The sequence below is a fragment of the Paenibacillus taichungensis genome (assembly GCF_013359905.1).
GTDB classification, from domain to species: Bacteria; Bacillota; Bacilli; order Paenibacillales; family Paenibacillaceae; genus Paenibacillus; species Paenibacillus taichungensis.
Window position 1 is genome coordinate 31227 of record NZ_JABMCC010000117.1, and the last position, 23648, is coordinate 54874.

The 23648-nt window shown below is 39.8% G+C and carries 15 protein-coding genes and 1 pseudogene; 12 read left to right on the forward strand and 4 right to left on the reverse strand.

From position 1 onward, the window contains the following. Positions 1 to 30: 30 nt before the first annotated feature. Complete coding sequence (locus HP548_RS23065) at positions 31 to 999, reverse strand: LacI family DNA-binding transcriptional regulator (RefSeq protein ID WP_099853784.1); 969 nt, start codon at positions 997 to 999, stop codon at positions 31 to 33. Between the two features lie 163 nt (positions 1000 to 1162). Between HP548_RS23065 and HP548_RS23070 the strand changes: the two genes are divergently transcribed. The 9 genes and pseudogenes from HP548_RS23070 (at position 1163) to HP548_RS23105 (ending at position 11825) form a co-directional block, all read left to right on the forward strand. Beyond that, positions 1163 to 2503 carry a 6-phospho-beta-glucosidase gene (locus HP548_RS23070; protein ID WP_175383000.1) on the forward strand — a complete coding sequence of 447 codons (1341 nt, stop codon included), beginning with the start codon at positions 1163 to 1165 and terminating at the stop codon, positions 2501 to 2503. Between the two features lie 307 nt (positions 2504 to 2810). After that, positions 2811 to 3098: a hypothetical protein gene (locus HP548_RS23075; RefSeq protein WP_099853788.1), complete on the forward strand. Its 288-nt coding sequence runs from the start codon at positions 2811 to 2813 to the stop codon at positions 3096 to 3098. A 255-nt stretch (positions 3099 to 3353) separates the two neighbouring features. Continuing rightward, entirely contained in the window at positions 3354 to 4277 is a 924-nt protein-coding gene (gene trxB / locus HP548_RS23080; RefSeq protein WP_099853790.1) for a thioredoxin-disulfide reductase, read from the forward strand. Between the two features lie 53 nt (positions 4278 to 4330). Then, positions 4331 to 4819, forward strand: a complete 489-nt coding sequence (locus HP548_RS23085) for an OsmC family protein (protein WP_099853792.1) — start codon at positions 4331 to 4333, stop codon at positions 4817 to 4819. Positions 4820 to 4831: 12 nt separating this feature from the next. Beyond that, positions 4832 to 4972, forward strand: a pseudogene (locus HP548_RS33460) (thioredoxin); the annotation flags it as partial. A gap of 716 nt (positions 4973 to 5688) precedes the next feature. Then, a complete protein-coding gene (locus HP548_RS23090) occupies positions 5689 to 6978 on the forward strand; it encodes an MFS transporter (protein ID WP_099853794.1) in 1290 nt (429 codons plus the stop codon). 396 nt (positions 6979 to 7374) lie between these two features. Beyond that, positions 7375 to 9234, forward strand: coding sequence for a beta-glucoside-specific PTS transporter subunit IIABC (locus HP548_RS23095; RefSeq protein WP_175383001.1), 1860 nt, complete (start codon positions 7375 to 7377; stop codon positions 9232 to 9234). Between the two features lie 14 nt (positions 9235 to 9248). Beyond that, positions 9249 to 10685, forward strand: a complete 1437-nt coding sequence (locus HP548_RS23100) for a 6-phospho-beta-glucosidase (RefSeq protein WP_175383002.1) — start codon at positions 9249 to 9251, stop codon at positions 10683 to 10685. A gap of 267 nt (positions 10686 to 10952) precedes the next feature. Further along, the gene (locus HP548_RS23105; protein WP_099853800.1) at positions 10953 to 11825 is read left to right on the forward strand and encodes a MurR/RpiR family transcriptional regulator; all 873 of its coding nucleotides are present in this window, start codon (positions 10953 to 10955) and stop codon (positions 11823 to 11825) included. 765 nt (positions 11826 to 12590) lie between these two features. Here the strand turns inward: HP548_RS23105 and HP548_RS23110 are convergent. The 3 genes from HP548_RS23110 to HP548_RS23120 all read right to left on the reverse strand — a co-directional run bounded on the left by HP548_RS23110 (position 12591) and on the right by HP548_RS23120 (position 17960). After that, a complete protein-coding gene (locus HP548_RS23110; protein WP_175383003.1) occupies positions 12591 to 13778 on the reverse strand; it encodes an MFS transporter in 1188 nt (395 codons plus the stop codon). A gap of 1001 nt (positions 13779 to 14779) precedes the next feature. Beyond that, entirely contained in the window at positions 14780 to 15730 is a 951-nt protein-coding gene (locus HP548_RS23115; RefSeq protein ID WP_175383004.1) for an AraC family transcriptional regulator, read from the reverse strand. A gap of 991 nt (positions 15731 to 16721) precedes the next feature. Then, entirely contained in the window at positions 16722 to 17960 is a 1239-nt protein-coding gene (locus tag HP548_RS23120; protein ID WP_175383005.1) for an MFS transporter, read from the reverse strand. A gap of 460 nt (positions 17961 to 18420) precedes the next feature. Here HP548_RS23120 and HP548_RS23125 point away from each other — a divergent pair, with 460 nt between their 5' ends. Genes HP548_RS23125 through HP548_RS23135 form a run of 3 tightly spaced genes read left to right on the forward strand, consistent with a single transcriptional unit; the run spans position 18421 to position 23528 of the window. After that, entirely contained in the window at positions 18421 to 20679 is a 2259-nt protein-coding gene (locus tag HP548_RS23125; protein ID WP_246318189.1) for an ABC transporter ATP-binding protein, read from the forward strand. Then, positions 20676 to 21260, forward strand: coding sequence for a DUF1854 domain-containing protein (locus tag HP548_RS23130; protein WP_175383006.1), 585 nt, complete (start codon positions 20676 to 20678; stop codon positions 21258 to 21260). Before HP548_RS23125 ends, HP548_RS23130 begins: the two co-directional genes overlap by 4 nt. 51 nt (positions 21261 to 21311) lie before the next feature. After that, positions 21312 to 23528: an ABC transporter ATP-binding protein gene (locus tag HP548_RS23135; RefSeq protein ID WP_175383007.1), complete on the forward strand. Its 2217-nt coding sequence runs from the start codon at positions 21312 to 21314 to the stop codon at positions 23526 to 23528. Positions 23529 to 23648: the final 120 nt, after the last annotated feature.

The window sequence follows — 23648 nt, forward strand, 5'->3', positions numbered from 1 at the left end:
TTTATAGGCACTTAACTACAGAATCTAATCTTATGTTGAGGAACGCTCAATTAGTTGGTACTCCAGTGAATGTAGATTACAATTGGATTTGATAAGTTGATTTTGAAGAATAATAAATGCATTCTCAGCTTGCTGATCGATAGGATAGTGAATCGTTGTTAAATCAAGCAAATGAGCCAGGATGGAATTGTCAAACCCCATAACACCGAGGTCCCCTGGAACTGAGACCCCCGAACGACGCAGTACCGTTGTAATTCCTGAGGCCACTTCATCGTTGGCACAGAAAATAGCGTCTGGCCGATCTTGTTGTTGCATCCACCATTCCGCAATTTCTTCGCCCTCATGTACAGAGATTTTGTCCTCAAAGTGGGGGAAATTAGTTTCAGCGAGGCCATATTGCTTAAAAAATTTGGTATGAGCACGGAATCGTTCTTTGGTGTTTAATCCTACTGACATAGGGTATATGCTCAGAATTTTTCGATAACCTTTATTATAAAGGTGCTCAAGCCCATTCCAGTACGCCTGGAACTGATCCATAAACACCGATGGAAGTTTTTCGCTATGAAGCCTTTGCCATGTTACGATCGGGCCATAATGGGTATAGGATTCAATGACATTCCACTCATTGGATCTAATTAAACAAACAAGGGCGTCCAGTTGCTTTCGTTTTAACATTTCAAGGGCAATCAGTTCTCTCTCTGGTTGACCATTAGTAATGAAGAGACTTATTGTAAAGCCATTTTTCTCAGCAATCATCGTAAACGCACGAACAAAGTTAACAATGATTGGACTGAAAGCAATAGTAATAATCCCAATAAGATGAGTTTCTCCCTTTTTTAGCGAGATTGCATTGGCATTCGGAACATAGTCCAACTGTTTCATAATCTCCAATACCCTTTTCCTAGTGGTATCGTTTACATTTTTTTTACTATTTAATACGCGTGATACCGTTGCTGTAGATACTCCAGCCAAACGGGCGATATCCTGAATATTCGCCAACTCTAACCACCTCAGTTGTCAGCATAGCATAATTTAATTCCAGGTACAAAGACAGGTTGAATCTGAAAAATAAAGATAAAAATGAATGCTTGACATGTAATGCATTACATAACTTACAGTTCAACTATAAGCAATCACAATACATCTTTAGGAGGTACTCAGCATGAAAAAAGGACTAAAAGTCGTTACCATTGGTGGAGGTTCAAGTTATACACCAGAGTTAGTCGAAGGGTTTATAAAACGGTATCACGAATTAGCGATTAAAGAATTATGGCTGGTTGATATTGAGGCAGGGAAAGAAAAACTCGAGATCGTTGGAGCGATGGCCAAACGTATGGTAAAGGCAGCAGGAATTGATTGTGAAATCCATCTGACACTGGACCGTAGACAAGCTTTGCAAGGAGCAGATTTTGTAACTACCCAACTTCGCGTCGGCTTGATGGATGCACGTATTAAAGACGAGACCATTCCGAATAAATACGGCCTCATCGGGCAAGAGACAAATGGAGCTGGAGGAATGTTAAAAGCATTTCGGACTATTCCAGTTATTTTGAGTATCGTTGAGGATATGAAAGAACTGTGTCCAAACGCATGGCTGATTAATTTTACAAATCCAGCTGGGATGGTTACTGAAGCTGTTTTGCGGTATGGACAGTGGGAGAATGTTATTGGTTTGTGTAATGTGCCAATTATGGCGGTGAAAAACGAGTCAGCTGTTCTCGACAAAACTGAAGATGAACTGTTCTTCAAATTTGCTGGAATTAATCATTTGCATTGGCACAGAATTTACTCGAATGACGGAAAAGACCTCACCCGTGAAGCTATTGAGAAAGTATATGGTCCTGATGCAAAACCTGAAAAAATGGTTCAAAATATTAAAAACATGCGTTTCCTTTATGAACAAATCATTCAATTAGACATGTTACCTTGTCCTTATCATCGGTATTATTACATGACGGATGCCATGATTAAAGAGGAATTAGAAGAAGCACAAGGGGAAGGCACAAGAGGTCAAGTCGTTAAGCAGTTAGAAGAGAGACTTTTTGAACTTTACAAAAATCCGAATTTGGATCATAAACCTGAAGAACTTGAGAAACGTGGCGGCGCTTATTACAGTGATGCAGCTTGTGAAATCATCAACTCCATTTATAATAATAAAGGAACACAAATGGTGGTAAGCACACGCAATAATGGTGCAATCAACGATCTGCCTAGCGAAAGTGCTATTGAAATCACAAGTATCATTACTTCGCATGGTGCAGAACCCATTCATTTTGGATCGTTTCCATCGGCTCAGCGAGGATTGTTACAAGTCATGAAATCAATGGAGGAATTAACAATTGAAGCTGCGGTAACAGGGGACTATGCTACAGCCCTTCAAGCCTTCACGTCAAATCCACTTGTTCAAAGCGGAGATATAGCAAAAGCATTGTTGGATGAAATGTTGGAAGCACATAAGGAATACTTACCTCAATTTCATCATAATGAGATCGTTAGAGCATAACAATTCTAACAATAAAAAGACTTCAAGCCTTCATAATTGGCATTGAAGTTTTTTTTGTTGAAAAGAAATTATGAGAGAAATTAATAAAATTGTATCCCGACCATGCAAGTAAGCAAATGAAAATATGGTAATGGGATAAAACTTGTAGGTTTACTCATGTTACAAAAGTGTGAACATTTTTTGGTATTTTTGTCTATGTAATGCTCGTTTACTTGACGCAAGGAACGAATATGAAATATAATTCAATTGATCGATTGACTAGTTGATTTTGTCAGTCGATACACTAATCAGTGGAGGTTCGATTTCAATGGCAAAGGCTTATCTTCAAATCACTCTGAAAATTAATGCATCAGAACGTGAGGCTGCTACAAAAGTGTATACAACGTATAAAGAGCCTTTTCTCTCTGGGATTACTGGCGCCGTTTCCAAAGAATTGCTAGTACGTGACGAGGATGTTCAAGTTATGCATGGCTTTAATAGCGATGCTGATGCAAAGGCGTATCTCGAAAGTGATCTTTTCAATAATGACGTCGTAGTTGGACTTAAAGACCTGCTTCAAGCTGAACCGGAAATTCGTATTTATAGCACTTTTTAATAACACGGTGCTAAGGGCTACTCGCTCATAAGAATTTTCTTAGCTTCATAAAAAAGAAACCGACATTGCATTTTTGCTTTGTGGGTTTCTTTTCTTAATAAAAACCAGTCGAGAAACGGTAAGTCAGATAACAAAGCTATATCGAATGTGTTGACAAAGATCTGTTCCAATGTTATTATTCAATTATTCAATTGAACATTTTATTATGAATGTTAATTCTTAATGAAAGTGAATATAACATTGGAGGGATTATTTATGTATAAATCACTCATTATTGGAACCGGTCCAGCAGGACTGACTGCTGCAATCTACTTAGCTAGAGCAAATATGAACCCTTTGGTTATTGAAGGTCCTGAACCAGGAGGACAATTAACAACAACGACAGAAGTGGAAAACTATCCTGGTTTCCCTGATGGAATTATGGGCCCCGAACTCATGGGTAATATGCGAAAACAAGCCGAACGATTTGGAGCAACATTTCTCACTGGTTGGGTGGAAAATGTAGATCTTTCAGAGCGACCTTTTAAACTGACTGTAATGGGTAAAGGTGAAATGGTTACAGAGACTTTAATCATCTCGACTGGTGCAAGTGCAAAATATCTAGGGATCCCTGGTGAAACTGAAAATGTTGGACGTGGTGTTAGTACATGCGCCACTTGTGATGGATTCTTCTTCCGAAACAAAGAACTCATCGTTGTTGGTGGAGGAGATACAGCACTTGAAGAAGCTAACTTCTTAACGAAATTTGCCAATAAGGTTACAGTAGTGCATCGCCGTGACGAATTGCGGGCCTCTAAAATAATGCAAGATCGTGCGCGTGCAAATCCCAAAATTGATTGGGCACTGAACAAAACTCCGATTGAAGTTATTGCTGATTCAATCGGAGTCAACGGATTGAAAGTACGAAACAATTTAACGAATGAAGAAGAGATTCTAAGTGCAAACGGTGTATTTGTCGCGATTGGTCACCATCCGAATGCAGAATTCTTAAAAGGTCAAATTGATACAGACGAACACGGCTATATTGTAACAGTTCCGGGCACTTCGTTAACCAATATTCCAGGTGTCTTTGCATGTGGAGACGTACAGGATAATCGTTATCGTCAAGCGATTACAGCTGCAGGAAGTGGAGCAATGGCTGCTATGGATAGCGAAAAATTTATTGAGTCTCAAGAATAAACAATACAAAACAAACAAAAAAATAATAATCGAATTATAAAGGAGAACTTGATATGGCAAACCAGAAAATTAATATGAATACAGTTTGGTTTAAAGATGCTAAAGGTGAGGGACGCATAAAAAGTGATAATCTCCAAACTCAAATTGCTATTCCTGCTCCTAAAGGAGGAAGTGGGGATGGTGCTGAACCACAGCAACTACTTATCTCTTCTGCTGTAGCTTGTTACACGATGACTTTGGCGTATATGCTGGATAAAAGTAAAGTTCCGGTTTCTGGATTCTTTATGGATACCGAAGGAGACGTCGCTCCTGGAGACCAATTAAGTATTACTCATCGCCCGCATGTTGTTTTGAAATCTGATGCAACAAAAGATCATGTGAATCTGGTAGAAAATTTAGTACTAAAAGCCGAAGAAAATTGTCACATCGGTCAACTTCTGATAAAAGCAGGAGTTCCTGTGGCAACTCAAGGTACGGTATCTATCGATAATGAAGATGACTTGACAAGTAATTATATTGAAGAAAATGGATTCGAGTGGTAAATGATCGTTCTCCAAAATATTAAGGGAATCCCAAGTTTCGTGGCTTACGCTGACGGTAGAGAAATCATTCGATTTGTTAACAAATTGCGTATATCTCAGAATGAAATCGAACAATTTTTGGAACTTTCCATTGAAGGGTACAATACTCGTTAAACCACTTAAGCGCCATTTCGCATAAAAGAAATGGCGCTTAATTTTTATCCTCTCGAGAGGTAATTTCACACAAAAAGATAATTTTTTTAAAATGAAATTATTTTTTTGGGAATACATTCAGAGGAAGCAAAACACCTCCACTTGGTACTGCATATCAGTGGGACATCAGTACCAGCCACCCCCATGTCATAAGAATACATGTTGGTATTATTTATAAATAGAGTTTTCCAGTGGAACGGGTATATAGCATATGACAATCTCACACCAGCACTAAATATGTTTTGATTGAAGTTTAGTTATTGATTAAACAATGGTTTAATAGGCGTTTTAGTATCTTACTTCCCTTTTTCAATAAAGAAATTTATAACAAAATAGGATATTAATTGTATACACTTCTTTTTTACATTTCCTTTAATATGAGAACAATAAAAATCACATAATTGCAGGTGTGTTTACTTGTTTGAAATCACCAACTTAATACATTTAATTAGCATTTATTTAAATCTTATTTTATTTATGAGATTTTATTCGCGAATAATAAGGCTTGTCAGAAAAAAGGTATTTCATTATAATTCGATTAATAAATTGAATACTATGTTAATAATCGATCGAACGCTTTAACAGCATATTAAGCTTATGTATCGTTAAATTACCACAAACGAAGGCATGTTGCTTATATCTAATCAGTGGTCATCGAAAAATTAAGGAGATTGAGAATGGCAGAAAGAACGTTAGAACACAAACAGGTATTATCACATCTTCCAGCATCCATTGTTGAATATGTGGATTCAGCAGAGAAGCAGCGTCAGTTACATTCTAAAACGATGAAGGTTGTCATTGCTTCTCAAATTTTTGGTGGAGCTGGCTTAGCTGCAGGTATTACTGTAGGGGCGTTACTCGCCCAAGACATGCTGGGAACGGACAGCTTTGCCGGCGTCCCTACAGGTCTATTTACATTAGGTTCTGCTGGAGCTGCGTTAGTGGTGGGACGCCTTTCTCAGCGATTGGGAAGACGGGTAGGACTTGCTACAGGATTCCTAGTAGGAGGTTTGGGAGCTATTGGGGTTGTTCTTGCAGCATTGTTCAACAGCGTGCCCTTACTTTTTATTTCCATGTTGATCTATGGCTCAGGCACGGCAACAAATTTACAGGCACGCTATGCAGGGACAGATTTAGCTTTGCCCTCTCAGAGGGCAAAAGCAATAAGTATGGCAATGGTATTCACAACATTTGGAGCCGTAGCTGGCCCCAATCTTGTGAATCTGACAGGGGATTTGGCTACTTCGATTGGCGCTCCCCCGTTATCGGGGCCATTTATGCTTGGAGCTATTGCGTATATACTAGCAGGTTTGATACTTCTTATCTTTTTAAGACCCGATCCTTTCATTGTGGCCAAAGCTATTGCTGAAATACAGCATAAAAAAACAAGTGGAATCACTTCAGAAAAGGACAGTAGTAATAAAAAAGGAATCTTTATTGGTACATCAGTGATGGTGCTTACCCAAATTGTCATGATAGCGATCATGACAATGACTCCTGTTCATATGCTACATCATGGTCATGGTTTAGGCCAAGTTGGTATTGTCATCGGAATTCATGTTGCATCCATGTATTTACCATCTTTAATCACCGGGATACTTGTTGATAAATTCGGATACATTTTTATGGCTTACATGTCAGGATTTACTTTATTGTTATCGGGCTTGTTAGCTGCATTTGCACCAGGCTCATCGATGGGATTGCTTATTGTTGCTCTAGCTCTTCTTGGCTTGGGATGGAACTTTGGATTAATCAGTGGAACAGCGGCTATTGTTGATGCGACACCTCCGAATGTTCGGGCGAAGACTCAAGGAACAGTCGATGTTTTAATTGCTTTATCTGGAGCATCTGGAGGAGCATTGTCTGGAATGATTGTAGCCCATTCAGGCTATTCCACACTTTCTTTGATTGGTGCTTTCTTGTCATTATTACTTATTCCAGTTGTAGTATGGTTTCGTAGAAAGTAATAAAAGATCCATCATCGCTTTGAAATGAGAACTGAAAAAACCTCAGTCTGCGTCTGCGGGCTGAGGTTTTTTGCATGTAATAGATCCAACAAACGGAACAATACACTATTTTCAAGTAGTAAAATTATAGATCTGAAATCCATAAGAATACACTTCTGATGTACAAAAGCAATGTTTAATAGGCCATTATTCGTAAATTTGAAAACCGCATTTACTAAATTTAATCGGAATCCAATCAAAGTTTGTAAACGCTATTACTATTTCCGTAAAGTCATTGAAAACGTGATTAATATATATAAAATAAAACTGTGAGAGGGGAAGAGAAAGCGCTTAATTTTAAATAAAATCAAACCCTTTTACTTTTTTTAACACTATGAACTCATCAAGGGGGGCACCATGAATCAACTAGAATTAGGAAAAGAAATCATTAAAAATATCGGCGGAGAAGAAAATATTAAAGACTTTTATCATTGTGCTACTCGATTACGTTTCATTCTTGTGGATACCAATAAAGCGGACAAAAAGAAGATTGAAAATCTAGAAGGGGTTATAAGCGTCGTAATTAGCGGCGGTCAGTTCCAAGTGATAATCGGAAATAAAGTTAAAGATGTTTATACCGTGATTACTCAAAATATACTAAACAATTTCGGACAATCTGAAGAGAAGGTGGCCGATAATAGAAGTCCAGTTAGTAAACTGATTGATTTAATATCAGGTATCTTTTCACCCGCTTTTGGACTACTAGCCGGAACAGGCTTATTAAAGGGAATCCTCTTACTTGCAACTTTAGCAGGGTTGTCGCAAGAGTCCGGTGCATACATCATTTTAAACGCTGCTTCAGACAGTCTGTTCTATTTTCTTCCAATTGTCTTAGCGATCTCTGCGGCAAGAAAATTTAAGACCGATCAATTTTTGTCGGTCGTTATAGCAGGAGCGCTAGTATACCCAACAATAGTAAGTGCATTTAACGAAGGGAAGAACTTGGATTTCTTTGGTATTCCAGTAGTTCTGGCGCAATACAGCAGTTCAGTAATTCCTATTATATTGGCAGTGTGGATTCTTTCTAAAGTCGAACCTGTTGTTAAGAAGTTTTTACATGAAACTATACAGACTTTTATTACTCCAATGATCTGTTTGGTAATCATGGTGCCATTAACCCTAATTGTAGTTGGCCCCATTTCAACGTTGGTTGGGGATATCCTTGCACAAGGATATTTGTGGATTTATGAGCTGAGCCCTATTGTTTCAGGCATTATTATTGGTGCGTTGTGGCAGGTATTCGTTATCTTCGGATTACATTGGGCATTCATCCCTATTATGATCAATAACTTGTCTAATATGGGCTATGACACTTTAATGGCGATGTGTACACCGGCTGTTGTTGCTCAAGCGGGCGCTGCATTAGGAGTATTTTTACGAAGTAAAGATAAAAAATTCAGGTCATTATCGTTCTCGGCTTTTGTTAGTGGACTCTTTGGAGTTACTGAACCTGCCATTTATGGAGTTACACTAAAATTAAAGAAACCATTTATTATGGGCGTAATTAGTGGTGCCGTTGGCGGAGCGATCATTGGTCTGGCAGGATCCAGGTCGACGATTTTTGGTACGTTGAGTTTTATCACTTTTCCAGCATACTTTGGTAAAGGATTTGCAGCATTTGCGTTTAGTTACTTTTTATCTTTGATCTTAGCCTGTGTTTTAACATATTTCTTTGGCGGGGTCAAAAAATACGATCAAGATAACCAAGTTCATAACAGCAATGCAGAATCTGAATTGAAGCTTGAACCTGTTAATGTTGGGATTGAGAAGGTCATGGCACCAAGTATGGGGGATTTGATCCGATTAGAAGATATTTCGGACGAATCCTTTGCTAGTGGTGCTCTTGGTAAAGGCTTTGGGGTTAAGTCTGATGATGGACTGGTAGTTTCACCTGTAGAAGGAGAGATTTCAACGATTGTTAAATCTCAGCATGCTCTGGTTATTACTTCAACAGGCGGTTCTGAGATTTTAATTCATGTGGGTATAAACACGGTTTCGTTGAAGGGTCAAGGTTTCAATGTGATGGTGAAAGAAGGGCAAAAAGTACATGTAGGGGACTCACTTATTTCGTTTGATAAAGATTTCATCACTGAAAAAGGGCTAGATCCTACAGTTATTCTGATTATTACGAACTCATATGATTATCAGAACATTACAGTAAAACACGATCGCAAAAAGGTTAATCCAACCGATGAAATTATACTACTAGATAAATAAGGAGCTAAAAAGATATGAAAAACACATTTCCGAATCATTTTTTATGGGGTGGGGCGATTGCAGCCCATCAAGCTGAGGGTGCATGGAACGTCGATGGTAAAGGGATTAGCGTTGCAGATGTCATAACGGCAGGATCACATCAGAAGAATAGAGAAATTACAGAAGGTATCATCAGTGGTAAATACTATCCTAATCATGAAGGTATCGATCTTTATCATAAATACAAGGAAGATATTTCATTCTTCAAAGAGATGGGTTTTAACTGTCTTAGAACCTCGATCGCTTGGGCTAGAATTTTCCCTAATGGGGATGAGGAGTCTCCTAATGAAAAAGGACTATTGTTTTATGACAACTTGTTCGACGAATTAATAGCAAATGGTATAACTCCTATTATCACCTTATCTCACTTTGAAATGCCGTATCATTTAGTAACGGAGTATGGAGGCTGGCGGAACAAAAAAGTAATCGATTTTTTTGTTAGATATGCTGAAACCGTTTTAAATAGATATAAAAGTAAAGTGAAATACTGGATGACATTTAATGAAATCAACAATATTTACGGTACAGAGAATGAATTTTTCAGCTTTGTGACCGGCGGCTTAAAATATTCAGAAGATGAAAACAAAAAAGAAGTAATGTTTCAGTCAGCTATGAATCAATTAGTTGCAAGTGCTCGAACCGTAAGCATTGCTAAAAAGATTAATCCTGAATTTGAGATGGGGTGCATGCTTGCTTATGTTCCAGTGTATCCATACTCAAGCAAACCGGATGATGTCCTCTTAGCACAACAAGAAATGCAAAGCAGACATTTCTTTTTAGATGTACACTGTCACGGTAATATCCCGAATTACATTGAACTGTCATGGGAGAGAGAAAACATTACAGTAGATGTGTCCGATGAAGAACTGCGTGATCTAAAAAATGGAACGGTCGATTATATCGCAATAAGTTACTATATGTCGAATACAGTTACTAGAGAAACTTTGAATAGCGAAACTACATCCTACCAAACAAGCAGTGTAGTAGTCGATAATCCTCACTTATTAGCTAATGAATGGGGATGGCAAATTGATCCGGTAGGATTGCGTTACTCTTTAAATGAATTATATAATCGGTATAGAAAACCGATTATGATTGTTGAAAATGGACTTGGAGCAGAAGATACAGTTATTCCTAACGAAAAAATTATCGATGACTACCGTATTGAATATCTTGCTAATCATATTACAGAGTTGAAAAAGGCAATCCTCATTGATGGGGTTGATGTACTGGGTTACACTACCTGGGGACCTATTGATATTGTGAGTGCAGGAACCGGGGAAATGAAGAAAAGGTATGGTTTTATCTATGTGGATCGAGATGATCAGGGAAACGGATCTCTCTCTAGATCCAAGAAAAAGTCGTTTGATTGGTACTCCAATGTGATAAAAACGAACGGAAAAGACCTTTAATTGAATACGACAGAGATAAGCGTCATATCTCTGTCGTATTTTTGTTTTTAACAAGTAAGGCGTAAAATTACTATATTTCATATGATAAACAAAAAAACAATCCCATTTCCAAGTATTAAATATATGTGTTGAATAATGTGGTAAAGTTTGATTTACTCCCTAGATGGTAATGCTTTTAACAACAAAATACATTGAAGAATGGTTAATAATTGAACCATCAAGATAAGCCTTATCTTCTTGCAGAGATTATTTAATAGGAGGAAGTTCATGTTAATTTCTGATCGATTAGAACAAACCAAATTTTCACCTTCAGAACAAGCGGTTGTGAAATATTTAAAGGAAAAAAAGCACGCTATTAAACAACAAACAATCAAAGAAGCTGCCAATCAGACCTATACGAATCCAGCTACCTTTATTAAAGTCGCGAAAAAACTGGGATTTAATGGATGGGCCTCTTTAATCGATTCGTACTTGGCTGAGATAGATTATTTAAACTCAAACCTGGATCATATTGATGCTAATATACCCTTTACTGTTAATGACTCAATTATGACAATAGCAAGTAAACTTACACAGCTTTCTGTAGAAACCGTTCAAGATACTCAAAAGCTGATAAACAACGAATCGTTATTAAAAGCAGTACACTTAATGGATCAAGCTTCAGAAATAAAAATATTTACAAACAATAATAACAATTTGATCATACAAGATTTTTGTTTGAAAATGAATCGAATAAAAAAACGTGTAGGCGTGAGTATTTTAAAAGGTGAAGAGAAGTTCGAGGCTGCAAACTGCGACAAAAATGATTGTGCATTACTGATCTCCTATACTGGAGACTCGCCTACACTGATTGATTTAATTCCTATACTGCGCGAGAATCAAGTCCCCATTGTGGCGATCACAAGTATTGGAAATAATATTCTGTCTGAGCTTTCAGACTGCGTGTTAAACATCACAACAAGGGAAAAACTCTACACCAAAATAGGGAATTTTACGACGAATACGGCCATTATCCATTTATTGAACATTATTTATGCAGCTTACTTCTCACTTAGATATGAATCCAATTTAGAGCATTTGATAAAGATATCAAAACTTGCAGATTTTAGACAGTCTTCGCTAGATATCATTAATGAATAATATGGGCCACTACTCCTAACTCAAATGTAGCCATTTATTGAAAGATCATTTTTAATAATGAAGAAAAAAAGCAGAAATATAGCACCATAAAATGCTGTATTTCTGCTTTTATTTATCACTTCTTAAATAAACTCACGAACTTTATATGCAAGAGCAGGGAAGATAGGCATAAATTCTTTTTTCCATGAGCGTGTTTCGATATTCAGTCCAATTACGCTAACAGAATTGCTAATGTCATCGGCAGCGGTCTGACTGACTTCAGATGCCCCAACCAATGTATTCGTTTTATCAAAAAACCAGTGTTAATTTTGCATTATAATCATTCGTTCCAGTATAGAAGAAATCTGGAGTTAGATCATATGTGTTTACAATATAATCAGGGTTATTCAGAGCATCATCCACATTGACGTCAACTTGAGCAATTTGCAGGAAAGTAAATGAAGCTGAAGCGATGACCGGATATTTAATTGAGATATTTGGCTAAGCATGTCGAGGGACAAGAACATGGTCCCATTGAAGTCGCTATTTTAGCGGCTTTTTTATTTTATCGGTACAAGTTCTTGTCCCAAGCCAAGGACAAGAACTTGTACCGATTGCCGGAATGGACAAGAACATAGTCTGATTACCGATTAGGTGATTATCTAATTAAAGAACACATACAGCCTTCACTAGTATCAAAATACACTATACCGAAAACGGTACATTTCGAAAAAAGAAAGGAGCTTGGAGGCACATTAGGTTCTTCCCCTTTAATCCAATTTGCTCTTAATCTGATGCTTCTACCTTCTTTTTGTCTTCCCGGGCCACGAATATCATCCCAAGTGCTAAGATTCCAAGTATAGCCCCTAAAGCCATGGCTGCTTTTAAACCCATATTATCAACAGCTACTCCACCCACAAAAGCTCCTAATGAAATTGCGAGTTGAGTAATGGCAGTCGCCATTGCTTGTGCACCTTCAGGTGCCTCTGGTGAGGTATATTGTACCCATAATTGAGCAGATAGCGGGATAATTCCAAACGCAAGCGCCCATAGTAATAGCGCTCCACTCGCTACGATCTGAAACTGACCAAAAAGAGCTAAGGTAAGCAAAGCAACAGAGAATAATATTGTGACAGTTATTTGCGTACCGTGAAAATTACGACTGGCTGTAATGCCACCAAGGAGATTTCCAAGTACGCCCATAATTCCGTAAGCCAACATTAGTATGCTAATTGCCAATGTACTGAATACTGTAATCTGCTGAAAGAATGGAGTTACAAATGTATAACTAGCAAAATGACCACCGAAAGCGAATATGCTGTAGAGCAGCACAATATGAAGCTTTCGATTACGCAACACTCCAAAAAAACCTGATAATCCCAACGCGTTTTCTGTTGTTAGCTTTGGTAGCCATAATATTTGAATAAACAAAACCAGTATGCCAAGAACGGCTGAGGCTATAAATGCGATTCGCCAATTGAACATTGATGCAATCAGCGTTCCGGCAGGTACACTTATAATAGTGGCTATCGAAATACCTCCTGTGATTACAGCTACTGCCTGTGCCATTTTGTTTTTAGGAACCAAACGAGCGCCTGTTGCAATAGAGATCGCCCAAAATCCACCCACACTAAATCCTAAAAAGACTCTGGCAACCATCATTACCATGAAGCTTTGAGAGTAAGCTGATAACAAACACGAAATAACCTGAAGCAATGTAAATCCTACCAAAACAAAACGTCGATCCAATCGACCAATCATAATAGCTGTCACTGGTGCTCCAATTGCCGCAAGTAAGCCGGTAATCGAAACCATCAACCCTGCTCTGCCTTCCGTAATTCCCAACTCTCTGCTGATTTCCGGAAGCAGTCCTACCGGTAAAAACTCAGCAATAATAAGTGAAAAAGCACCTAATGCAACGGCAATTACCGATAACCATGGATTGTGTTTTCTTTTCTCTGTCATACTATTCATTCCTTTTTGTGCCCTCCTATATTGAACTTAGTTGATTAATCTAACGAGATATTCTCTTTTTCACATAATAGAGTATTTACACCTATTAACTAGGGAATTAGTCGGTTGTTGGCTTTCTCTATAGCGTTTTTAGCTGTCTTAGTCAATTATTCTGGCTTGTTTTCTAGCCATAAAGATAAAGGAACATGCTGTAGTTAATAGCCTAAAATACCAAACAAACAATTGAGAGATCCATTTTGACCTCAGAGTATCAGATACCGTTGAGAATAATTTCGAAATTTCTACAGAGATCAACTACGTTTTTTACATATTATTTCTCTCCTTAGTTAACATGCTTTTTTTACAAGGTTGTTATTTAGTAACCTTATGTATTTTATTATAGTGTGATAATAATTAAGTAAATAGTCGAAAAGGGCTGAATTCTTGCCTAAAACTCTGTTGTTTTATCTATACAGTTTATATCTTTATTACACATATCCTGTTCGGTGATGACTTCACTTCAATGTTGTTCAACTGAAGCACTGTTTATCAGCTAGTTCTACACCAGGAAAAATTGCTGTGTAATTACTGAAGGGACTTCTCATATTGATTCAACATCAGTAAGTTCCGTAAAGAGAAGTGGTTTACGTAGATGGTTCAGGCCCACGGTATAGCTAAATCGATTCAGTTATTAATTAATTAAATTTGGGAAAGTGTAATAGGGTTGAAACGGAGATTCCTTAAAAGAGGAGATGAAAAACAGATTACTTTTTGTCCGAGGTTTCCGATTCAAGTAATTTCCATGTAATAAAAAAAGACAGAATCCGCTCTATTGTTAGGATGAAATTTTTCATATCACCATCCACAGAGGGACTTGTCTGTCTAATGAATATTTTATTTAAGTACAAATGGAGTAAAATAACCTACGCGGCTATTACAACTCAAGCATAGAAATAGATGAAGTTATTTTATCGTTGAAAAACCTTCTAGAGAATAACAGAATGCCCTACACATAGTGTTTACTATAGTAACGAATCAACATATGCAGATTCATTTATGTTTTCCTTGGAATGGTTACCCACAGTACGAATATCCTTAAGGGGTGGCAGACCGAAAAAGCGCTTGTATTCGCGGTTGAATTGAGTCAGACTTTCGTACCCAACCTCCAATGCAGCTGAAGTAACATTAGCACTTTCAGTAAGTAAAATTCTACGTGCTTCCTGAAGACGGAGTTTCTTCTGATATTGAATCGGACTTAGTGTGGTGACAGCTTTAAATTTTTGATGCATTGTAGAAGTACTCATGCCACCTACTTTGGCAATCTCTTCTACATTCAGGGTGTGTAAATAGTTTTCTTTAACATAATGGATTGCCTTGATGACGCCTGCCGCATCATGATGCAGTAGCATATTTTTGTAAAAGCGTGCACCACCATCGTCGGTCAACAAGCGGTAGATCAGTTCACGCTTGGCACTAGTGGCAAGAAAATTGGCTGCTTCTTTGTCTGTATCAAGTTGTAGTAAACGCTCAAGGACATGCAATACTTCAATTCCAGTCTTTCCAATAAATACGCCTTCTGTTAGACGTTTTTGACAAATATTTTCGATTCTGGCATCCATAGCTACGGACGCAATTTCATAAGGTGTAAAAGTAATTCGAATCGCTAAATATGGTGACTCAGGTGTAGCTTGAGTCACCTGACCTTTGATAGGTAGATGAAGGTTAGAAGCAATAAAATCACCAGCTCCATAGTTGTAAGTGTTGTTAGGGAGAATTAGTTTTTTATTACCCTGAAGAACTACACATATCCCTGGGTCAAAAAAACCATATTGAATTGTGCTTGGGTTATCTGTTTTTAATAACGAAACAAAGGGAATGCTGGTTTTACTTATACCATGAGAAAAGGAATAATCATTGCAATCATAAATCAAGCGTTGTAAAACGTCTGAAGGTTTTTCAGTAAGCTGGGACATAAGTATCTTCCTCTCTAAAAGCTGCGTATGCAATTCGGCTATAATAATATAAAAAGCAGGAGAAACGGAGTTTTTGGCATGATTTAGCACGTTTCGACTATTTACAAAGTATTACACTATACTAAGATACACAAGGTCAATGGATCTTACGCATAGTAACTCAATCTAAATAAGGAGAGGAAAGTGTGGATGGTAACTGGAAGCGGGGTAGGCCAGAATTTTACTGAAGCTGCACTTGCAAAAGGAGAGCGTGTAATAGCAAACAGCCCACGAAAAAATTCGAGTCGCTACGCTTGATGTGACCTGTAGAGCAAGCATCTCAAGCGGCGGTTCAACTAGGTCATAGGTATGATTGTTGAGACCAGTATTCATACGGTGTGAGTTGGCTACACGAGAAAGCCAATGTCGATAAAATTAGATTCCAGAGGCCCTGGCCTGTTCAGTTGAAAGTGCACCCATTTTCTACTCGTTCGACGTCAGGCAGTTGATTGATGCACTTGTGAAGTTGAAATGGATGCATATAGGGGAGGGTATCTCCTTCTATTTCCTCTAGTGGCAATGGACGCTGACGTGTTTCAAGTATGATCCACAGTTCAACCCGATCGAGTCGAGCTCTTCCCTAGAATAGGAAGGAGAGGCCTCGAGAACAATTTGGGAGTTATCATTCTCAATCACCCGGAACGGTCCGCTTACAGGAAGACGTGCAATCCTCCAAGCAAACGTTCTGCCGGAAGAAAGGTGACGTTAAACGTTTAACTGTATAGACAATATCCTTAGCATGATGCAGTTTAGTATTATCGTGAAAAAGCACCACTAAAAAGGGGAAGTTTCTAATTGAAAAGTAGTTACCATGAGGGCATAATACCTGTATTCCATCATACAAAACTTTTTAATAAAAATAACCTATTCATAATTATATCTCCTAGTTCAAACCAATAGCGGTAAATCATTTATGGATAAATCTTTTCTGCTCGAACCCCTAAAAAGAGTCTTAGCAACTCTCGACATTCCGCTCATTTCTATCATTACTTGTAGGCAGTACACGTTTGTTACCTGTGAATAACATAAGCCCAACGGTCAGAATCAAAATCATTCCGGCAACCACATAAGGAAAGTTCATATTTACATCGAACAACATGCCTGCTGCTACTGGTCCTACTATATTGCCAAGACTGGTAAAAGCGGAGTTAAGTCCTGCAACATACCCCTGTTGTTCTTCCGCAACCATAGACATTTGTGTGCTAATTGCCGGCCGTAAAAGATCGATGGATAGGAATATAATAAAGGTTACCGCAAAGATGAGCCAGAATTGGTGAACGAACAACGTCAAAAGGATGAAAATACCTGAAGCGAGCAAACAGAGTGTAATGACCAGCTTCTCTCCTAAACGGTTCATAATCCAGCCGAAAACAGATAATTGAATGAGAGCTCCTCCAATAGAAGCAAAAGTAAAAATAAACGCAATATCCTTCGGTGTAAAGCCGAGCTTATGGTCGACGAAGAGACCGAATATTGCTTCATAATTGGCAAGCCCAAAAGACATGACGAACACAAGAATCAGACTGATAAAATAAGGTTCCCGGTAAGCGAAACGCAATTGTTGAAGTAAACTTTTTTGAGGCTCTTTTTGGGTAACGATGGTATTCTTTTCATCTGATTTACGAGTAGCCCTAGATTCTCGTAGCACGATCGTCGTAATGATTGCTGCCACAAGTCCGGCAGCACCCGCCACATAGAACGGCACACGTATGCCAAACTCCGCCAGATAACCCCCGATGCCTGGACCAATGATGTAACCTGTCAAAAAAGAAGCATTGATATAGCCCATCCCTTTAGCACGTTCTTCCTCTGTCGTCATATCCGCAGCATAGGCCATAACCGCTGGCATGATGAACGCTCCACTAACACCTCCCATCAACCGAGAAACGAAGAGGAGTAGGGCAGAATCAGCTAATCCGAATATCACCTCAGCACAAGCGAAGACCAGCATCCCTGTGACAATAATACGCTTGCGTCCGAAGGAATCAGAAAGCCTTCCTGCCAGTGGAGAAAAAATTAACTGTGTAAAAGCAAAGGAGGCGGTAAGTAAACCGGCTGTGCTTCCAGTAATATCTAGCATCGTAATATATTTTGGAATGACGGGTATGACCAGACCGATACCTGCAAATACCAAAAATAAATTAAACATTAGAAGCATCATTGTACCTCTATTTTTGAACAACAAAGCCATCTGATTCTCCTCCAGTACAATCCTCTCAAAATACTACTTAGCCACTGGTAAGTAGCTCACACATTCAAACTAACATCTTTTGACTTTTTAAATATTATACTTTAGAAAGTCTGCCATAAATCTATTACACAATGATTTCAGTGTCAATACATAACGTAAACTATAACAGTCGGGCAAGCTGAGTACTTTGGGAACAAAGCCCTCTCAAGGAGAGTCAATGCCTGCATCTCGAAGGACGAGGGGGACAGCCAAGAAACCGTTTTTTTTGAAAGTAAAACTTAAATAGCTTGATCAGGGGTAGGCTTGTTTTTTAAAATATACTTTTTAAACAAAAAAGTTGACAAAGTAAATAACCAGAAATAAGATTGAGTCATTCCAAATGGTGTTGGTAATCAACAAGTGATTGTTATGGATGCTATCTACGGAGATGATGACTATTCATTTTAGAGAAAAATTAACAATGCTGCAGCAGCACGAATGGTCAGAGAAGGATATCCTGTTCGAAATGACATGCGATCGTACTACAGAAGGTTTTTTTCTCGATACATACATCGCCTTGTCCCGACAAAAGCTGCTTATTGCCACAAGTATCAATGAACCCGATCATGAAAAAATTTATAGGGGCTACCCTTCCCTTATCCAAAGAAATAGCATCCGGGAGGAGGGGGAATGGTCGGTTCAGACGTTCCAAATCAAAGATATCGAATCTGTTTTTACTGTTAATCTTGTCGCTTCAGGCATGTTGGTGATGAAGGCTCCTCAGGAGAGAGTCATTGCCTTATTCACGAATGGTCTAATGAGTAAGGCATCTAAGTTTGCTGCAATTTTCGAGAAGTTGAAACAGGAAGAAGAACCAGACAGCGAGTTATTAAAGGAGGAGATAATCAACTTTTCTTGTCCCAAATGCGGAAAGATTTATCCGGAAGAAGGCAGGGAGGTTTGTCCGAAATGCATGAAGAAAAGCACATTGGTTTTCCGGCTGCTATCGTTTGTGAGACCTTACAAAACCACCGCCTTGCTCGTTATTTTGTTAATGTTGCTGAATTCCGCGACCGGACTTGTCATTCCTTATTTGACAGGTACTGCTCTATTTGATCAAGCGCTTAAAGGTGAAGGATATTTTGGCGACCAGATAGGGCTGGTCATTTTTCTGATCATTGTTTTTCGAACCTTATCTCTGTTGTCTGGTGTCTTATTCAGTACCATGAATGTGAAAATGGTTGCCAACGTTGTTTTCGATCTGAAATCGGTTATATTTACTGCGATGCAACGCTTGTCACTGAACTTTTTTCAGCGAAAACAGACGGGACAGCTAATGACGCGGGTTAATTACGACTCAGCCGAGGTGCAAATTTTTTTAATTGATGTTTTTTCTTATTTCATTGTCAATGCAATGAATATCATTGGAATAACCATCATTCTGTTGGTACTGGACTGGAAGCTTACATTGCTTTGCTATTTGCCGCTCCCGATCGTTTTTTATCTGGTACGAAACGTATTCCCCAAGCTGTTAAGCCTTTCATCGCGGACCCATCGCCGTATGTCTGCGATGAACTCAATCATAAGCGACTCCATCAGGGGGGTCCGAGTCATAAAGGCATTTGGTATGGAGCAACGTGAGATGCAACGATTCCAAGAGGCCAACGTGCATTTCTCCGGCGCAGAGCAAAATTACAACCGTTTGAGCGGCACAATCTTTCCTATGCTTAATGCTTTAACCCAAATGGGGGGCATGTTTATCTGGACATTTGGGGGCTGGATGGTGCTTAAAGGTGAAATTTCATTCGGACTTATGCTCACCTTTGTCCACTATATGTATATGTTGTATGGTCCTATAGAGTTTATGAACAATATCATAGGTTGGTGGTCGCGATGTGTGACGGCTTCGCAGCGGTTGTTTGAAATTCAAGATGCCAACCCGGATGTGAAGGAAAAGGAGAATGCGACCCGGATTCCGGACATGAGGGGAGAAATAAAGGTAACGAATGTGGTATTTGGCTATGAGCCAAATAAATCCATTCTGAAGAATGTTACGTTTCAGGTGAAGGCAAAACAAATGCTGGGCATTGTCGGACATTCCGGAGCAGGCAAATCAACTCTCGTTAATCTCATTTCCCGGCTGTACGATGTGAATGAAGGGGCTATTACAATCGACGGAGTGAACGTAAAAGATTTGGCGGCGGAGTCGTTGCGATCCAATATTGGAATTGTATCACAGGATGTGTATGTGTTTTCAGGTAGTATTGCTGAAAATATTGCGTACGCCAACCCGAATTGCAGCGTCATGGATATCGTTCATGCTGCTAAAATCGCCAATGCCCACGATTTTATTGAGAAGCTTCCCGATGGATACGATACGATCGTAGGAACGGGAGGTTACAATTTATCGGGAGGTGAAAAACAGCGATTGTCCATCGCGCGAGCGATTCTGCATAACCCGAAAATACTGATCCTTGATGAAGCGACTGCTTCTCTTGATACGGAGACTGAACTGCAAATCCAGGAGGCGCTGGATAAGTTGATTCGAGGGCGAACAACGATTGCCATCGCACATCGCCTCTCTACACTTCGTAAGGCCGACTACTTGGTCGTGATGGATCAAGGCAAGGTCATAGAAGAAGGAACACATGAAACTTTAATGGGTACCGATGGTGCTTATTATCATTTGGTGAAAAAGCATGATGAAGCTTTAAAGATGAGTGAGGTGATTTCAGTATGAGTTCGTCTGAGACACGAAAGGAGTCGACTCCAGACCAGACGGGAGAGTTGCTAGAGGAAGAAATAACAGCGGGATCGCTGTCCGATGCAGCAGACATGCATTATCTAACGGAGGATAATGTAGTCTTTCATAAAACGGAAGGTCAGATGTTGGCTGTAACAGTGGGGGACGAGACGCATTCGGCCGTCTATGTGCATTGTTCCTTCCCGCATACGAATAAACACATGTTTTTGTCTGTCCGGACATTGGAGAATAGAGAAATTGGCATGATTCGCCGTCTGAGTGATTTTTCGGATAACACGCAGCAACTGCTGGAGGAACAGTTGCAAATTCGTTATTTCACCCCGGAAATCCGTAAGGTAATTACCGTGAATGAGGAGTTTGGCTACTCCTATTGGGAAACTGAGACTTCAGCGGGGCTATGTCGTTTCACGGTCAGAGGCGGTGGAGGTAATGTAAAGCTGGTAAGTCCCGACCGGCTACTTGTGACTGATGTTGACGGCAATCGATTTGTTATCCCGAATATAAGCAAGCTGCAGGACAAGGAATTCCGGATGGTAGAGTTATGCATGTATGGATAGTGAGGCCCTTCTAAACAAACAAAGCGGACAGGAAAGAGATGGTGTGAGCCGATGAATATTAATTATTCGCTTGCAGAGCAGGATAGGATTGCCGCTAAGAAGGCTGTCGGAACAGAGATTGAATATTGTGTCCCGGCTAACCTTTCGCTACTGGGCTACCGTACAGCAGGCTTTCTGGTTATTGGGCAAATCAAATGGGCTTACATTGAGCATGGGCAAGCGAAGGAAGTTGGTGTTATTTCAGATTCATGGGCATATAAGGTCATTCCACTCATCGGGAATGTGGTGCTTGAGACCGAAGATGAACAGGGAAAGCGTATCCTCGTCCGCTCAACGATGAAGCATGCCACCCGCTTTGCTTATATGGCACAGGTATTGAATGATAAATCTGCATCCCTTACAGTTCGAATTTTTAATCAGGAAGAAGAAACTGCTTGTGTGAAGTGCGGCGGGCGATTAGTGGAAGGTACCCGCGTTTGCCCAAGATGCACTAGTAAGTCCGCGGCTTTCAAAAAGCTTTTTCATGTCTCGAAGGTGCATTGGAAGTCGCTTACGACAGGGCTGGTTGTCATGATTGCAGCTTCCGCTATTGCATTGACAGGACCTTATTTTCAGGAAGTTTTGATTAACGGTGTCTTGCGACCGCCTGATGGGCAGAGTCCAAGCATGAGACTGTTTTATATGGCGCTTGCCGCCATGATTGGTGGACTTGTCATTGGAGAACTGCTGTCGATTGTCCGGGCACGTGTAATGGCAAATGCCAGCTCCAATATTGTCGCAGACCTACGCAGAATGGTGTATGAGAGATTACAAAACCTGTCTCTGGGTTTCATGACCTCCCAACGGGCGGGGGATGTGATGAACCGGGTAACTGCAGATACAGATCGTATCCGCCAATTGATTCAAGAGTTATGTACAACCGCAATCTATCAACTGATTTTGCTGGTTGCTGCTAGTACTCTGCTTTTTACTGCTGACTGGCGCTTAGCATGCGTTGTACTGCTGCCTGCCCCTATTGTAGCTTACATTAACATGTATATCTGGAAGCATGTCCTGTGGAAGCTATATGAAAAGCAGTGGGCAATCTATGACCGGGGGAGCTCATTCATGCATGATGTGCTGAGCGGAATCCGGGTCGTCAAGGCGTTCGGCAAGGAAGCCCACGAGATTAAAAAATTTCGCACCTTCAATAGTGAATTTGCCATCGCTACAATAAAAAGCGAAACCCTCTTTAACATGCTTGCTCCAATAACCAACTATTTGATCCAGCTCGGCCAGTATTTTGTTCTACTGCTTGGCTGCAACATGATTCTAGACAATCAGATGAATGTAGGCGAATTGATCAAGTTCAGCATGTATGCGTCCATGGTGTTTGGGCCAATTTCCTGGATGATGTTTATGCCAAGATGGGTTGCTAATGGACTGATTTCGATTGACCGTGTATTCTCGGTCATTGATGAACAGCCGGAGGTGCTAGAGGCTGAAAGGGCTGTGAAGCATAAAATTCGCGGGACTATATCATTCCGAAATATTTACTTTAGCTATAAGTCCTATGAGCCGGTTCTTAAGAATGTGTCCTTTGATATTCATGAGGGGGAAATGATTGGTTTGGTGGGTCACTCAGGTTCCGGTAAGTCGACTCTGATTAACCTCGTCTCCCGTTTTTATGATGTGAATGAGGGTCAAATTACAATTGATGGTGTAGACATCCGGAATATCCAGCAGGATGATATGCGTTCCCAGATCGGTGTCGTGCTTCAAGAGACCTTCTTATTCACAGGCACAATACTGGATAATATTCGGTATTCAAAACCGGATGCGACACAGGAAGAGGTCATCCGGTCCGCCAAAATTGCTAATGCGCATTCCTTTATCATGAATTTGCCGGATGCCTATGACACTTTGCTTCAGGAGAACGGGAACAATATATCTGGCGGAGAGCGGCAGCGTCTGGCGATTGCAAGGGCGATACTGAACGATCCACCGTTGCTTATATTAGACGAAGCGACCTCAGCGCTCGATATTGAGACAGAGGGTGTCATTCAGGAGGCGCTTCAACGAGTCATGCGTGGAAGAACAACCATTGCTATTGCCCATAGGCTGTCGACGCTTCGCCATGCTGACAGGCTTGTCGTACTGGATAAAGGCAAAATTGCGGAAATGGGCTCTCATTCAGATTTGATAGAGAAGAGGGGACTTTACTATAATCTGATTTCTGCCCAAAGGAAAATGTCGAAGAAAGAGCGAAAAGAAGAGCTTGTCGGTTAACTTCACCGGTAGGTGATTCGTGGTCTTATTTTGTAGTTCATTTAAAGCCAATAATGAACTCAGTACTCGCTGGTATTAAACGTGTTTCCTCCAAATCGTTTATTTAGAATACTGAGGTAA

Bases quoted from the DNA above. Each gene is read 5' to 3' on its own strand.
- HP548_RS23090 (WP_099853794.1), top strand. From the start codon at position 5,689: ATGGCAGAAAGAACGTTAGAACACAAACAGGTATTATCACATCTTCCA.
- HP548_RS23085 (WP_099853792.1), top strand. From the start codon at position 4,331: ATGGCAAACCAGAAAATTAATATGAATACAGTTTGGTTTAAAGATGCT.
- HP548_RS23105 (WP_099853800.1), top strand. From the start codon at position 10,953: ATGTTAATTTCTGATCGATTAGAACAAACCAAATTTTCACCTTCAGAA.
- HP548_RS23070 (WP_175383000.1), top strand. From the start codon at position 1,163: ATGAAAAAAGGACTAAAAGTCGTTACCATTGGTGGAGGTTCAAGTTAT.
- HP548_RS23075 (WP_099853788.1), top strand. From the start codon at position 2,811: ATGGCAAAGGCTTATCTTCAAATCACTCTGAAAATTAATGCATCAGAA.
- HP548_RS23110 (WP_175383003.1), bottom strand. From the start codon at position 13,778: ATGAATAGTATGACAGAGAAAAGAAAACACAATCCATGGTTATCGGTA.
- HP548_RS23135 (WP_175383007.1), top strand. From the start codon at position 21,312: ATGAATATTAATTATTCGCTTGCAGAGCAGGATAGGATTGCCGCTAAG.
- HP548_RS23095 (WP_175383001.1), top strand. From the start codon at position 7,375: ATGAATCAACTAGAATTAGGAAAAGAAATCATTAAAAATATCGGCGGA.
- trxB (WP_099853790.1), top strand. From the start codon at position 3,354: ATGTATAAATCACTCATTATTGGAACCGGTCCAGCAGGACTGACTGCT.
- HP548_RS23115 (WP_175383004.1), bottom strand. From the start codon at position 15,730: ATGTCCCAGCTTACTGAAAAACCTTCAGACGTTTTACAACGCTTGATT.
- HP548_RS23130 (WP_175383006.1), top strand. From the start codon at position 20,676: ATGAGTTCGTCTGAGACACGAAAGGAGTCGACTCCAGACCAGACGGGA.
- HP548_RS23100 (WP_175383002.1), top strand. From the start codon at position 9,249: ATGAAAAACACATTTCCGAATCATTTTTTATGGGGTGGGGCGATTGCA.
- HP548_RS23120 (WP_175383005.1), bottom strand. From the start codon at position 17,960: ATGGCTTTGTTGTTCAAAAATAGAGGTACAATGATGCTTCTAATGTTT.
- HP548_RS23125 (WP_246318189.1), top strand. From the start codon at position 18,421: ATGCTGCAGCAGCACGAATGGTCAGAGAAGGATATCCTGTTCGAAATG.